Genomic DNA, 14166 nt, shown 5'->3' on the forward strand with positions numbered 1-14166 from the left:
GGGGCAAGCCCGCTCCTACAGGCTCCGGTGGGAGCGGGCTTGCCCCGCGATGCTTTCAATCAAACAGTTGTGCCAGAGCCCCGGAACTGGTTATCGTCAAGGCATTCAGGGCTCGAAGTGAAATCAGCGCTTCCCTAATGGCTGGTGATTTTTTAAACTATCGAGTCCGCTCGCCCATTCGGGCTGAACACCGCATTTGCTACTTGAGGAAGACCATGGCCCGCGTAACCGTTGAAGACTGCCTAGAACACGTGGATAACCGTTTTGAGCTGGTCATGCTCTCTACCAAGCGTGCCCGTCAGCTGGCCACCGGCGGCAAAGAGCCGAAAGTGGCATGGGAAAACGACAAACCTACCGTCGTTGCCCTGCGTGAAATCGCTGAAGGCATCTGCACCCCTGAATTCATCGCTGCCGAATCCATTGTCGAAGTCGAACCTGCCTTTGCTTTCGGTAGCGAGGAAGAGGCGAACGAGGCCGTTTAAGCCTATGCCTGGTCGACGTGGTGCGGCGCAGGTCCTTTTTCCTCGGCAGGAGGTAATCCTGTGCCGAGCATAGACGCCCTCGCCGATCGCCTGTCGACCTACCTCGGCGCCGACCAGGTCAACCTGGTGCGCCGGGCGTACTTCTACGCCGAACAAGCCCACGACGGCCAACGCCGTCGTAGCGGCGAGCCTTACGTCACGCATCCGCTGGCGGTGGCAAGCATCCTCGCCGACATGCACATGGACCATCAGAGCCTGATGGCGGCCATGCTCCATGACGTGATCGAAGACACCGGCATCGCCAAAGAAGCCCTCAACTCGCAATTTGGCGAGACGGTGGCCGAACTGGTGGATGGGGTCAGCAAACTGACCCAGATGAACTTCGAGACCAAGGCCGAAGCACAAGCGGAAAACTTCCAGAAAATGGCCATGGCCATGGCCCGGGACATCCGCGTCATCCTGGTCAAACTGGCCGACCGCCTGCACAACATGCGCACGCTTGAGGTGCTGTCAGGCGAAAAACGCCGACGCATCGCCAAGGAAACCCTGGAAATCTACGCCCCCATCGCCAACCGCCTGGGGATGCACAGTGTGCGCGTCGAGTTCGAAGACCTGGGGTTCAAAGCCATGCACCCGATGCGCTCGGCGCGCATCTACCAGGCAGTCAAACGTGCCCGTGGCAACCGCAAGGAAATCGTCAACAAGATCGAAGAGTCGCTGGCCCACTGCCTGGCGGTCGACGGTATTGAAGGCGAAGTCAGCGGCCGCCAGAAACACCTGTATGGCATCTACAAGAAGATGCGCGGCAAACGCCGGGCCTTCAACGAGATCATGGATGTCTACGCATTCCGCATCATCGTCGACAAGGTAGACACCTGCTACCGCGTGCTCGGCGCTGTACACAACCTGTACAAACCGCTGCCTGGCCGCTTCAAAGACTACATCGCGATTCCCAAGGCCAACGGCTACCAGTCGCTGCACACCACGCTGTTCGGCATGCACGGTGTACCGATCGAAATCCAGATCCGCACCCGCGAAATGGAAGAGATGGCCAACAATGGCATTGCCGCGCACTGGCTGTACAAATCCAGCGACGACGAACAGCCCAAAGGCACCCATGCCCGCGCCCGTCAGTGGGTCAAAGGCGTGCTGGAAATGCAGCAACGTGCAGGCAACTCGCTGGAATTCATCGAAAGCGTGAAGATCGACCTGTTCCCGGACGAGGTCTACGTGTTCACGCCCAAAGGCCGCATCATGGAGCTGCCTAAAGGCTCCACGGCGGTCGACTTCGCTTACGCGGTGCACACCGACGTCGGCAACAGCTGTATCGCCTGCCGGATCAACCGCCGCCTGGCGCCGCTGTCCGAGCCCCTGCAAAGCGGTTCGACCGTCGAGATCGTCAGCGCCCCGGGCGCCCGGCCGAATCCTGCCTGGCTCAATTTCGTCGTCACCGGCAAAGCCCGTACCCACATTCGCCATGCGCTCAAACTGCAGCGCCGCTCCGAGTCGATCAGCCTGGGCGAACGCCTGCTGAACAAGGTCCTCAACGGTTTCGACAGCGCCCTGGACAAAATCCCCCAGGAACGCGTTCAAGCCATGCTCAGCGAGTACCGCCTGGAGCAGATCGAGGACATGCTCGAAGACATCGGCCTGGGCAACCGCATGGCCTATGTCGTGGCCCGGCGCCTGCTGTCTACCGAGGGTGAGCAGCTGCCAGCACCTGAAGGCCCGCTGGCGATTCGCGGCACCGAAGGCCTGGTACTCAGCTACGCCAAGTGCTGTACGCCGATTCCGGGCGACCCGATTGTCGGCCACCTGTCGGCTGGCAAGGGCATGGTCGTCCACTTGGAGAACTGCCGGAACATCAGCGAAATCCGCCACAACCCGGAGAAATGCGTACAGCTTTCCTGGGCCAAGGACGTTACCGGCGAATTCAATGTCGAGCTGCGCGTCGAACTGGAGCACCAACGCGGCCTGATCGCGCTGCTGGCCAGCAGCGTGAACGCCGCCGACGGCAACATCGAGAAAATCAGCATGGACGAACGCGATGGTCGCATCAGCGTGGTCCAACTGGTGGTCAGCGTGCACGACCGCGTGCACCTGGCCCGCGTGATCAAGAAACTACGCGCCCTGACCGGTGTGATTCGCATCACCCGCATGCGCACGTAGCCTAATAACAGCAAGGAGTCATCATGACCAAGACCGTCATCACCAGTGACAAGGCCCCAGCCGCCATCGGCACCTACTCCCAGGCGATCAAGGCCGGTAACACGGTGTACATGTCCGGCCAGATCCCACTGGACCCAAAAACCATGGAACTGGTTGAAGGTTTCGAAGCCCAGACCGTTCAGGTCTTCGAAAACCTCAAGGCGGTTGCTGAAGCTGCAGGTGGTTCGTTCAAAGACATCGTCAAACTGAACATCTTCCTGACCGACCTGAGCCACTTCGCCAAGGTCAACGAGATCATGGGCAAGTACTTCGAACAGCCGTACCCAGCACGCGCCGCCATCGGTGTTGCCGCGCTGCCACGCGGTTCGCAAGTTGAAATGGACGCGATCCTGGTCCTCGAGTAATACCCCGCGCGGCGAGCCGCCCGGCTCGCCCTCGCTTTGCCCCGGAAAGGACCCCGCCATGCGCCATGCGCTCGCCCTGACCCTGGCTGCCGCACTGCTGAGCGGATGCGCTAGCCACAAACCCGAAGATTACAACGGCATCTGGATCAACCAGAAAGCCATCGATACCGCCGCCAAAGGCGTCAGCCTGCGCCAGGCCCTGCAAGACAACGGCCCGAATTTCGAATGGAAGGTCAATGTCGCCGCCGGCCAAGCCAGCTTCGACAACGGTTTTGAAATTGCTGAAGGCCAGCTGAACGCTGGCGAGAAGCAGTACCAGGTAACATTCCCCGGCAATCTGGTTCAGACCCTGGTGCTCGAAGGTGACGAACTGGTGCAGCAAACCAGTGATGCCATGCCGCAACAAACCTTCGAAAAAGCCGAAACCCCCGCTCCGATGGGCGCGCGCACCGGCACCACCTTCGAACAGGCGCTGTACAACGCCTACCTGGGCGGTGAGTGGAAGGTCATCGAAGGCCCAGGCCAAGGTGGCACGGTGCACTTTCGCGACAACGGCAGCGTCGAAGGCCTGCCCAACCTGGACCGCTACGCCCTGTGCCTGGCCGGCGACTGTGCCGACATGAGCGGTGCCAACGACAGCCTGTGGCTGGAGCGCAACCAGAAAGGCGCGCCGTGGATCTTCAAGCGTGACGGCGATCAGCTGGAAATCCTGCGCGCCGTCAACGGCGCCCAGCCTGACGAGAAACCAATGCTGCAACCTGGTGCTCGTCAGTGGCTGCTTGAACGCGACTGAGCTGACGCTTAGTCGTTGCGCCCTTCAAGGATTGCCGCATAGCCTTCCTTGAAGCTCGGGTACTGAGGCACCCAGCCCAGTGCCCGGGCGCGAGCGTTGCTGCAACGCTTGCTACCGGTGCGACGCACCCGCTCCGATTCCGACCACTGCGTGACGCCCATGTACTGGCGCAGCCAGGCCACCACTTCGGCCAACGGTGCCGGCGCATCATCGACGCCGATGTAGCAATCTTCCAGCGTTTGCCCCTGGGCATCAGCTGTGATCAGGAAGGCCAGCAAGCCCGCGGCGTCTTCGGCATGAATTCGATTGGCGTACAGCGGCGGCTCTTCGGTGACCCGATAACCCTGACGCACCTGACTGAGCAACCATTCACGCCCCGGCCCGTAGATGCCGGTCAGACGCACAATGGAAGTCGGTATGCCGCTGGCCAGCGCCAACTGTTCGGCCTCAAGCATCACCGTGCCGCTGTAGTTTTGCGGCTCGGTCACCGATGTTTCGTCAATCCATTCGCCTTGCTGCTGGGCATACACCCCACTGCTGGACACGAACAGCAAACGCCGTGGCGCCTGTCCGCGCTCGGCCAACCAGCTCAGGACGTGCTTGAGGCCATCAACATAGGCGGCTCGATAACCGGCCTCGTCATGCTGGCTCGCTGCCGCACAGTAGACCAGGTAGTCCGGCGCCTGTGTCGGCCAGGTGGCAGGGCACTGCGGGTCGAACAGGTCGGCAGCGACCGCCGTCACCCCAGCGGGCAGCTCGCCCACACTGCGGCGCAGGCCACTTACTTGCCAGCCGCCAGCCAGCATTTGCTTGGCCAGGCGACTACCGACATCACCACACCCGACGATCAAAACAGACGACGCAGACATTGCCGAACTCCGTAAATCAAAGGCCAAGCCTATCCAAATAAATCGATAGGCGGCTAGCGATGATGGAAAAAAAGTAACTTTATTACTTCTGCTAACAAGAATTACTTGCAATAATGGCCGCCCAATTTTGTTCTCGGCCTGTATCGAGGCCTGGAAGGACAACCACCTCTTTCTTCTTCATCAGGTCCGGCCAGCATGACACGTATCCAACCTTCCGCTTCGCCAACCACGCCGCGCGTATGGCGCGCCATTGCAGCGCTGATGTTCAGCCTGGCAGTGGCCCCGGCTGCATTGGCCGATGAGCCGACCACGCCTGCTGCGACCCCTGCCGCTGCCGTAGCACCTGCTGCTGCCCCTGCAGCACCGGGCACCGAGCCTGCTGCCACGCCAGCTGATCCAGCTGCTGCCGCCGCTGCTCCTGCCGCCGCGGGTCAAGCGCCGATCGAAGGCCAGGTCGCCAGCGAAGCCGCTGAAGTTGAAGCACTGGTTGAAGACACCAGCCTGGGCATGGCCCACGACCTGTCGCCATGGGGCATGTACAAAAACGCCGACATCGTGGTCAAGATCGTCATGATCGGCCTGGTCATTGCCTCGATCATCACCTGGACCATCTGGATCGCCAAAGGCTTCGAGCTGATGGGCGCCAAGCGCCGTCTGCGTGGCGATATTGCCCTGCTGAAAAAATCCACCACCCTCAAGGAAGCCAGCGATGGCGCCAACAAGGAAGGCACCCTGGGCCATTTGCTGGTCCACGATGCCCTGGATGAAATGCGCCTGTCGGCCAACACCCGCGAGAAAGAAGGCATCAAAGAGCGCGTCAGCTTCCGCCTTGAGCGCCTGGTAGCCGCCAGCGGCCGTAACATGAGCAGCGGCACCGGCGTCCTGGCAACCATCGGTTCCACCGCACCGTTCGTCGGCCTGTTCGGTACCGTGTGGGGCATCATGAACAGCTTCATCGGCATCGCCAAAACCCAAACCACCAACCTCGCCGTGGTTGCCCCGGGTATCGCCGAAGCCCTGCTGGCTACTGCACTGGGTCTGGTTGCAGCGATCCCGGCGGTGGTCATCTACAACGTCTTCGCCCGCTCGATCGCTGGCTACAAAGCCCAGGTATCGGACGCTTCGGCAGAAGTCCTGCTGCTGGTCAGCCGCGACCTGGACCACCAGCCAGCCGATCGCGCCACTGCACCTCACATGGTGAAAGTGGGGTAATCCATGGGCCTGCATCTTAACGAAGGTGGCGACGACCTCGCCGAGAACCACGAAATCAACGTCACGCCGTTTATCGACGTGATGTTGGTCCTGCTGATCATCTTCATGGTGGCAGCGCCTCTGGCAACCGTCGACATCAAGGTCGACCTGCCCGCCTCGACCGCCAAACCGGCGCCGAGGCCGGAGAAGCCGGTGTTCCTCAGCGTCAAGGCCGACCAGAACGTTTACGTCGGTGACGAGCAGGTCCAGCGCGATCAGCTCGGCGCCGTGCTCGACGCCAAGACCAAGGGCGACAAGGACACCACGATCTTCTTCCAGGCTGACAAAGGCGTGGATTACGGTGATCTGATGGAAGTCATGAATTCGCTGCGCGCGGCCGGTTACCTGAAAGTCGGTCTGGTCGGCCTTGAGACGGCAGCCAAGAAATGATCAAGACGCGGCATAAGCTGGCGCGTTACAGCAGTAGTCTGGCGATTGTGCTGGGTATCCATGCCGTCGCCGTGCTGCTGACGCTCAATTGGTCAGTGCCCCAAGCGATCGAACTGCCGCCAGCGGCGATGATGATCGAAATGGCGCCGATGCCTGAACCGGCACCTCCACCACCGCCTAAGGTGGTGACCCCGCCACAGCCGCCAGCGCCGGTTGAAGAACCGCCGTTGCCGAAACTGGCCGAGGCGCCAAAACCGAAAATCGCCATTGCCAAGCCGGTCAAGCCGAAGGCCAAACCGCAGCCGCCCAAGCCAGAGAAAAAGCCTGAGCCGCCGCAGGAAAAGCCTGCTGACGAAGAAGTGGTCGACACGCCGCCAAGCAACGCGCCGACGCAAAAATCCGCAGCGCCTGCGCCAAGCATCGCGACCAACAGCAATGCCCTGCCCACCTGGCAGAGCGATCTGTTGCGCCACCTGGCCAAGTACAAGCGCTACCCGGAAAACGCCCGTCGTATGCGTATGGAAGGCATCAACCGCTTGCGCTTTGTCGTCGATGGCGAGGGCAAGATCCTGTCTTACACCCTGGCCGGCGGCTCGGGCAGTGCGGCACTGGATCGGGCAACGCTGGAGATGATCCGTCGCGCCCAGCCGGTTCCACCTCCACCGAAGGAATTGCTTAACAACGGCAGCATCGAGGTGATCGCGCCTTTCGTCTACTCGCTGGACAAGCGCTAACACATTGTTTCTGTCACAACCAAGCAACTCTGATAACGTGCGTCTATCGATTGCAGCCGCTATGCTGGGGCCGCAACTTCATGGACGCACGTTATGACCCTCACAGAATTACGCTACATCGTCACCCTCGCTCAAGAACAGCACTTCGGCCATGCCGCCGAGCGCTGCCATGTCAGCCAGCCGACCCTGTCGGTGGGCGTGAAAAAGCTCGAGGACGAGCTGGGTGTACTGATCTTCGAGCGTAGCAAAAGCGCGGTACGCCTGACCCCGGTTGGCGAAGGTATCGTCGCCCAGGCCCAGAAGGTGCTTGAGCAGGCCCAGGGCATTCGCGAACTGGCCCAGGCCGGCAAGAACCAACTGACCGCGCCGCTGAAAGTCGGGGCGATCTACACGGTCGGTCCGTACTTGTTCCCGCACCTGATCCCGCAACTGCATCGGGTTGCCCCGCAGATGCCGCTGTACATCGAAGAAAACTTCACCCACATCCTGCGCGACAAGCTGCGCAATGGTGAGTTGGACGCGGTGATCATCGCGCTGCCGTTCAATGAAGCCGATGTCCTGACCCTGCCGCTGTACGATGAGCCCTTCTATGTGCTGATGCCCAGCGAGCACCCATGGACCAAGAAGCAAACCATCGACGCCAGCCTGCTGAACGACAAGAGCCTGCTGCTGCTCGGTGAAGGCCATTGCTTCCGTGATCAGGTACTCGAAGCCTGCCCGACCCTGACCAAGGGTAGCGACGGCGCCAAGCACACCACGGTTGAATCCAGCTCGCTGGAAACCATCCGTCACATGGTTGCCTCGGGCCTTGGCGTGTCGATCCTGCCGCTGTCGGCAGTGCACAGCCACCACTATGCCCCTGGGGTCATCGAAGTGCGTCCGTTGAGCCCACCGGCGCCGTTTCGCACCGTGGCGATTGCCTGGCGCGCAAGCTTCCCGCGGCCGAAAGCGATCGAGATCCTCGCCGACTCCATCCGCCTGTGCTCGGTGGCCAAACCACCAGTGAGCGCGTAGGACGTCAACATGCCGGAGTTGTCGCAGGTCTCGGTAACTGCACTGAAGGGCGTTGGCGAGGCCATGGCCGAGAAGCTGGCCAAGGTCGGCCTGGAGAACCTTCAGGACGTACTTTTCCACCTGCCCCTGCGCTATCAGGACCGCACCCGTGTGGTCCCGATCGGCGCTTTGCGCCCTGGCCAGGATGCGGTGATCGAAGGCGTTGTCAGCGGCGCCGATGTGGTCATGGGCAAGCGCCGCAGTTTGGTCGTGCGCCTGGGTGACGGCACTGGCGTACTGAGCCTGCGTTTCTACCACTTCAGCAATGCGCAAAAAGAAGGCCTGAAACGAGGCACGCACCTGCGCTGCTATGGCGAAGCCCGCCCTGGCGCCTCGGGCCTTGAGATCTACCACCCGGAATACCGCGCCCTGACCGGCGATGAACCGGTCCCGGTGGAGCAGACCCTGACGCCGATCTACCCGACCACCGAAGGCCTGACCCAGCAGCGCCTGCGCCAGCTGTGCCAACAAAGCCTGGCGATGCTCGGCCCGCGCAGCCTGCCCGACTGGTTGCCGCTGGAACTGGCCCGGGATTACCAACTGGCGCCGCTGGATGAAGCCATCCGCTACCTGCACCATCCACCGGCCGATGCCGACGTCGACGAACTTGCCGAAGGCCAGCATTGGGCCCAGCACCGCCTGGCCTTCGAAGAGCTGCTGACCCATCAGCTGTCGCAGCAACGCCTGCGCGAAAGCCTGCGTGCCCAGCGTGCACCGGTGCTGCCCAAGGCCACGCGCTTGCCCCAGCAATACCTGGCCAATCTCGGCTTTGCCCCCACCGGTGCTCAGCAACGGGTCGGCAACGAGATTGCCTACGACCTCAGCCAACCGGAGCCGATGCTGCGCCTGGTACAAGGTGACGTCGGTGCCGGGAAAACCGTGGTGGCCGCGCTGGCGGCCCTGCAAGCCCTGGAAGCGGGCTATCAGGTTGCACTGATGGCCCCCACCGAGATCCTCGCCGAACAACACTTCGCCACCTTCAAGCGCTGGTTGGAGCCGCTGGGTATTGAAGTCGCCTGGCTGGCCGGCAAGCTCAAAGGCAAAGCCCGCGCCAGTGCCCTGGAACAGATCGCCAGTGGCACACCGATGGTGGTCGGCACCCATGCGCTGTTTCAGGAAGAAGTGAAATTCCACAACCTGGCCCTGGCAATCATCGACGAGCAACACCGTTTCGGCGTTCAACAGCGCCTGGCGCTGCGCCAGAAAGGTGTGGGTGGCGAGCTGTGCCCACACCAGTTGATCATGACCGCAACGCCCATCCCACGCACCCTGGCGATGAGTGCCTACGCCGATCTGGACACCTCGATCCTCGACGAGCTGCCGCCCGGGCGCACGCCGGTCAACACCGTCCTGGTCGCTGACAGCCGTCGCTTCGAAGTGGTCGAGCGGGTACGCGCGGCGTGCGCGGAAGGGCGTCAGGCTTACTGGGTGTGTACGCTGATCGAAGAGTCGGAAGAACTCACCTGCCAGGCCGCAGAAACCACATTCGAAGAACTGGGTAGCGCCTTGGGCGAGTTGCGTGTCGGCCTGATTCACGGGCGCATGAAGCCTGCCGAAAAGGCAGCGGTGATGGCCGAGTTCAAACAAGGCAACCTACAGTTGCTGGTCGCGACCACGGTGATCGAGGTGGGCGTCGATGTGCCCAACGCCAGCCTGATGATCATCGAGAACCCCGAACGCCTGGGCCTGGCCCAGTTGCACCAGCTGCGCGGGCGGGTCGGACGCGGCAGCGCCGTGAGCCACTGTGTACTGCTCTACCACCCGCCGCTGTCACAGATTGGCCGCGAACGCCTGGGGATCATGCGCGAAACCAACGACGGCTTTATCATCGCCGAGAAAGACCTTGAGCTGCGCGGTCCCGGTGAAATGCTCGGAACACGCCAGACCGGCCTGCTGCAGTTCAAGGTGGCCGACCTGATGCGTGATGCCGACCTGTTGCCGGCGGTACGCGATGCCGCCCAAGCGCTGCTGGCTCGCTGGCCGGAGCATGTCAGTCCGCTACTGGACCGCTGGCTGCGTCACGGCCAGCAATATGGCCAGGTGTGACCCTTGTCTCAAATTGGATCCAGCTCGAGGTTGAAGCTGGTTATACTCTTGCGAACCTAAAACCTCTGGATACAGACAATGACTGAAGTTGCCTTGGACACCGCAACCCCCCACGCTCCGTCTGTTATCCGGCTGTTGCTGGAAAAGCTCGGTATTGCCTACCGGGAAGTACTCGATCATCCGCACTTGCTGCCTGAGCGCAAAGTCCAGGCCGTCTTGCTCGACGACGCGGTCGGCGCCCTGATGGTGCTGTTCCCGCAGAACCAGCTACTGGACCTTAACCGCCTCACTGAACTGACCGGCCGTAAGCTGGCTGCCGTGCCCCTGGATCGCCTCAAGACCATGCTGGACAAGCACACGCTGAAGATCCTGCCCGGCATTCCAGCGCTGACCAGCTCGCCGTGCCTGTATGAAGAGAGCCTGCTCGAACCCGAGAAGCTACTGGTCCACTCTGGCGAAGCGCACCTGTGGCTGGAAATTGAGCGGGACGATTTCAAGAAGATGTTGAGCAAGGCCAGCGCGGGCAATTTCGGTGAGCCAGTGGCGCGCATCCGCCCCAACCTCGATCGCCCAACCGACGACCGCGCGGAAATCTCCCAGGCGGTCCAGGTCTTTACCGCCCGGCGTATTCAACAGCGCCTGGAAAACACCATCGAGATTCCGCCACTGGCAGAAACGGCGCAGAAGATCATCAAGCTGCGGGTTGATCCCAACGCGACAATCGACGACATCACCGGCGTGGTCGAGACCGACCCGGCCCTGGCTGCACAAGTGGTCAGCTGGGCGGCGTCACCCTACTACGCCTCACCGGGCAAGATTCGCTCGGTAGAAGACGCCATTGTGCGCGTGCTGGGTTTTGATCTGGTGATCAACCTGGCGCTGGGCCTGGCCCTGGGCAAAACCCTGAGCCTGCCCAAAGACCACCCGCAGCAAGCCACGCCGTACTGGCAGCAGTCGATCTACACCGCCGCAGTGATTGAGGGCCTGACCCGTGCCATTCCACGGGCAGAACGCCCGGAAGCCGGGCTGACCTACCTGGCCGGGCTGCTGCACAACTTTGGCTACCTGCTGTTGGCGCATGTCTTCCCGCCGCACTTCTCGCTGATCTGCCGTCACCTGGAGGTCAACCCGCACCTGTGCCACAGCTACATCGAGCAGCACCTGCTGGGTATCAGCCGCGAACAGATCGGTGCCTGGTTGATGCGCTTCTGGGACATGCCTGATGAGTTGGCCACCGCGCTGCGCTTCCAGCACGATCCTTACTACGATGGCGAACATGCCGCCTTCCCGAACCTGGCGTGCCTGGCCGTGCGCCTGTTGCGCGCCCGAGGCATCGGCTCGGGCCCTGATGAGCCGATTCCGGACGAGCTGCTGCAACGCCTGAACATCTCCCGCGACAAGGCAGAAGATGTGGTCACCAAAGTGCTAGAGGCCGAGGCGCTGCTGCGCGAGCTGGCCTCGCAGTTCAACCAGCACTGATCAGCACAGGCCTGAGCCTAGGCTCAGGCCTTTTTCTTCGGTTTCAGGTACTTCATCAGGCCCTGGAACCAGATCACCAGCGCCGGATTGCCCTTGATCTGGATGCTCTTGTCCTGAATCCCCTGCATAAATGCCAACTGCTTGTTCTTCGCTTGCAAGGTGGCAAAGCCGAAGGCTGCGTCTTTGAAGGCGATGGCAAATGCCGGCTGCGGGTGGACGCCAGACTGGCTGTTGATGCGCATGTCTTTGACGATGAAGTGGCGCGCGACCTTACCGTCGAGCGTCTGCAGCTGGAAAACCAGATCCTTGTCGGTCAGCTGCTGCTGAAACGCCGGGTTCTGACGGCTGGCCTTGGCCATCAGCAAGCCCATGGCCCAAAGGAGAAAGCGAAACTTCATGTGCACGCCTCGGCTAAAAAATGACTGGCGAAGCAGTTTATAGTCTCGCTACAAAAACACCATACTTTGCCGCACATTTCGCGACGTTCATCGCCGTTTACATCTTTGTGGGAGCGGGCTTGCCCCGCGATGCGATGTTGGCTGACACACCGCTATCGCGGGGCAAGCCCGCTCCCACAGGTGGTGCAAGACAGGTACTCCTATCAAGCGCCCATAAAAAACGGGCACCGTCGCCGGTGCCCGTTTCTCAATGCAGTCAATCGGTGCGAGGCATCACGGATTGACGCTGTCCTTCAGGGATTTGCCTGGCTTGAAGGCAACCGTGTTGCTGGCTTTGATTTTTACCGGCTCACCGGTTTGCGGGTTCTTGCCGGTACGGGCACCGCGATGACGCTGCACGAAGGTACCGAAACCGACCAGCGTCACACTGTCTTTACGATGCAGGGCGCCGGTGATTTCTTCGAGTACGGCGTTAAGCACGCGATTGGCTTGCTCTTTGGTGAGATCGGCCTTTTCAGCGATAGCTGCGGCGAGTTCTGGTTTGCGCATAGTGAAGCCTCTTTGACGGTTTTTTGTTGTTATGCCGTGCTGCCCTTCAGGACAGCGCCCAAGGCACCGCAGGCTCTAAACTGCGGCAGACGGGAGTGAGGATGGCATGCTGTCGGGGGCCGCGCCAGTCTCTGGACGGCCATTGTTGAGGCAATAACAGGGGAAATCCGACAGAACGCCCGCTATTTACGCCATTAGCGCCGGAAGTTGCCGATTTAGAGCCAGTTTCTCCATCACCGCCGAGCCGGTCAGGGCATAGCCCAGCAGGTTGCCATCAGCATCGTGGCACAGCACTTTGAGGTCTGTACCCTGGCCTTCAACCTGCCATGTGCCTTCACGGCCATGGGGTGGCGGCGACACCACCAACGGGCACGCCGGGGTTTTCACGGTCACCGGCATAGGGCCATAGGCAACGCTCGTTGGATGACCGGCCAGGGTTTGCGCCAATGCCCGCGCGCAGCTCATCAGGGGCATGACGTAGAGCAGGTTGAGGCCATCGACTTCGGCACAATCGCCCAACGCGTAGATGTTGGCATGCGAGGTACGCAGCTGGCGGTCGACCACCACGCCACGATTCACCTGCAAGCCGGCAGCGGCGGCCAGATCGATACGCGGGCGCAGGCCAACGGCTGAAACCACCAGGTCGCAGGCGATAACAGTGCCATCGCTCAGATGCGCCTCCAGAGCGTCGCCAATGCGCTGCAAACGGTTAAGCACGGGGCCAAGATGGAAACGCACGCCAAGCCCTTGCAACCCAGCCTGCACGGCGCCAGCGGCCGCAGGATGGAGCAAGGTCGGCATGACCTGCTCGCAGGGCGCTACCAGATCAACCTGAAAACCACCCAGGCTCATGTCGTTGGCAAACTCGCAGCCGATCAACCCGGCACCGAGAATCAACACGCGCTGCTTGCCAGCGGCAGCGGCGCGAAAGCGTGCGTAATCTTCCAGATCGTTGATCGGGAAGATCGCGTCGGCCGCATCACCCGCAACGGGCACCTGAACGGTTTGCGCGCCCCACGCCAGGACCAGGTCACGGTAAGCCACCTGTTCCTCACCAATCCACAGGCGCTTATGGCCCGGATCGATGCCGCTGATGCGGGTGTGCGTACGCACTTCGGCGTTGAGCTGCTCGGCCATGGCGCCGGGTTCGGCCATGCTCAGGCCATCAGCATCCTTGTTCTTGGCAAAGCCGGTGGACAGCATCGGCTTGGAATAGGAACGGCCGTCATCGGCGGTAATCAACAGCAACGGCGTGTCGCTGTCGTGTTTGCGAAATTCGCGGGCCAGGTTGTAGCCCGCCAACCCTGTACCCACAATTACCACCGGTGCCGTCATGCCTTGTGTCCTTGCATCCTGATTAAAGAGTGATCAGCCGATGGCGATCATTTCGAAGTCCATCTTGCCCACGCCACAATCCGGGCACAGCCAGTCTGCCGGTACGTCTTCCCAACGGGTGCCCGGGGCAATACCGTCATCAGGCCAGCCTTCAGCCTCGTCGTAGATCAGACCGCACACAATACACTGCCACTTTTTCATTACGCACTTCCTC

General features: G+C 61.4%; 15 protein-coding genes. 10 read left to right on the plus strand and 5 right to left on the minus strand.

Annotated features, from left to right (window positions below; genetic code table 11):
• The first annotated feature begins 215 nt into the window (after window positions 1–215).
• Genes rpoZ through ACVWSC_RS28515 form a run of 4 tightly spaced genes read left to right on the plus strand, consistent with a single transcriptional unit; the run spans window position 216 to window position 3848 of the window.
• On the plus strand, window positions 216–482 hold the full coding sequence (gene rpoZ / locus ACVWSC_RS28500) for a DNA-directed RNA polymerase subunit omega (RefSeq protein WP_028942466.1): 267 nt from the start codon (window positions 216–218) through the stop codon (window positions 480–482).
• A gap of 60 nt (window positions 483–542) precedes the next feature.
• A complete protein-coding gene (spoT, locus tag ACVWSC_RS28505; RefSeq protein ID WP_442110887.1) occupies window positions 543–2651 on the plus strand; it encodes a bifunctional GTP diphosphokinase/guanosine-3',5'-bis pyrophosphate 3'-pyrophosphohydrolase in 2109 nt (702 codons plus the stop codon).
• Between the two features lie 23 nt (window positions 2652–2674).
• Window positions 2675–3055 carry a RidA family protein gene (locus ACVWSC_RS28510; protein ID WP_038615925.1) on the plus strand — a complete coding sequence of 127 codons (381 nt, stop codon included), beginning with the start codon at window positions 2675–2677 and terminating at the stop codon, window positions 3053–3055.
• A 58-nt stretch (window positions 3056–3113) separates the two neighbouring features.
• Window positions 3114–3848 carry a hypothetical protein gene (locus ACVWSC_RS28515; protein ID WP_442110888.1) on the plus strand — a complete coding sequence of 245 codons (735 nt, stop codon included), beginning with the start codon at window positions 3114–3116 and terminating at the stop codon, window positions 3846–3848.
• A gap of 8 nt (window positions 3849–3856) precedes the next feature.
• Here ACVWSC_RS28515 and ACVWSC_RS28520 read toward each other — a convergent pair whose 3' ends face one another.
• Complete coding sequence (locus tag ACVWSC_RS28520; RefSeq protein ID WP_442110890.1) at window positions 3857–4717, minus strand: SDR family oxidoreductase; 861 nt, start codon at window positions 4715–4717, stop codon at window positions 3857–3859.
• Window positions 4718–4912: 195 nt separating this feature from the next.
• Here ACVWSC_RS28520 and exbB point away from each other — a divergent pair, with 195 nt between their 5' ends.
• The 6 genes from exbB (at window position 4913) to ACVWSC_RS28550 (ending at window position 11670) form a co-directional block, all read left to right on the plus strand.
• A complete protein-coding gene (gene exbB / locus ACVWSC_RS28525) occupies window positions 4913–5929 on the plus strand; it encodes a tonB-system energizer ExbB (RefSeq protein WP_442110892.1) in 1017 nt (338 codons plus the stop codon).
• 3 nt (window positions 5930–5932) lie between these two features.
• Window positions 5933–6358, plus strand: coding sequence for a TonB system transport protein ExbD (gene exbD / locus ACVWSC_RS28530; RefSeq protein ID WP_133213767.1), 426 nt, complete (start codon window positions 5933–5935; stop codon window positions 6356–6358).
• On the plus strand, window positions 6355–7092 hold the full coding sequence (locus tag ACVWSC_RS28535) for an energy transducer TonB (protein ID WP_442110894.1): 738 nt from the start codon (window positions 6355–6357) through the stop codon (window positions 7090–7092). The genes exbD and ACVWSC_RS28535 overlap by 4 nt, the downstream gene beginning before the upstream one ends.
• Before the next feature lie 93 nt (window positions 7093–7185).
• Window positions 7186–8106, plus strand: coding sequence for a hydrogen peroxide-inducible genes activator (locus tag ACVWSC_RS28540; RefSeq protein WP_442110896.1), 921 nt, complete (start codon window positions 7186–7188; stop codon window positions 8104–8106).
• Between the two features lie 9 nt (window positions 8107–8115).
• Window positions 8116–10191 carry an ATP-dependent DNA helicase RecG gene (gene recG / locus ACVWSC_RS28545; RefSeq protein ID WP_442110897.1) on the plus strand — a complete coding sequence of 692 codons (2076 nt, stop codon included), beginning with the start codon at window positions 8116–8118 and terminating at the stop codon, window positions 10189–10191.
• Between the two features lie 78 nt (window positions 10192–10269).
• Window positions 10270–11670: an aminoacyl-tRNA deacylase and HDOD domain-containing protein gene (locus ACVWSC_RS28550; RefSeq protein ID WP_442110899.1), complete on the plus strand. Its 1401-nt coding sequence runs from the start codon at window positions 10270–10272 to the stop codon at window positions 11668–11670.
• Window positions 11671–11693: 23 nt separating this feature from the next.
• Here ACVWSC_RS28550 and ACVWSC_RS28555 read toward each other — a convergent pair whose 3' ends face one another.
• From ACVWSC_RS28555 to ACVWSC_RS28570, 4 genes are all read right to left on the minus strand, one after another.
• Window positions 11694–12068, minus strand: coding sequence for a helicase (locus ACVWSC_RS28555; protein WP_442110901.1), 375 nt, complete (start codon window positions 12066–12068; stop codon window positions 11694–11696).
• 273 nt (window positions 12069–12341) lie between these two features.
• Entirely contained in the window at window positions 12342–12617 is a 276-nt protein-coding gene (locus ACVWSC_RS28560) for an HU family DNA-binding protein (RefSeq protein ID WP_133213757.1), read from the minus strand.
• Window positions 12618–12803: 186 nt separating this feature from the next.
• Window positions 12804–13952: an NAD(P)/FAD-dependent oxidoreductase gene (locus tag ACVWSC_RS28565; protein WP_442110903.1), complete on the minus strand. Its 1149-nt coding sequence runs from the start codon at window positions 13950–13952 to the stop codon at window positions 12804–12806.
• 33 nt (window positions 13953–13985) lie between these two features.
• Window positions 13986–14153 (minus strand): rubredoxin, encoded by a 168-nt coding sequence (locus ACVWSC_RS28570; protein WP_028942479.1) that lies wholly within the window; start codon window positions 14151–14153, stop codon window positions 13986–13988.
• Between the last annotated feature and the right edge of the window lie 13 nt (window positions 14154–14166).

This window comes from Pseudomonas sp. NUPR-002, assembly GCF_056322725.1.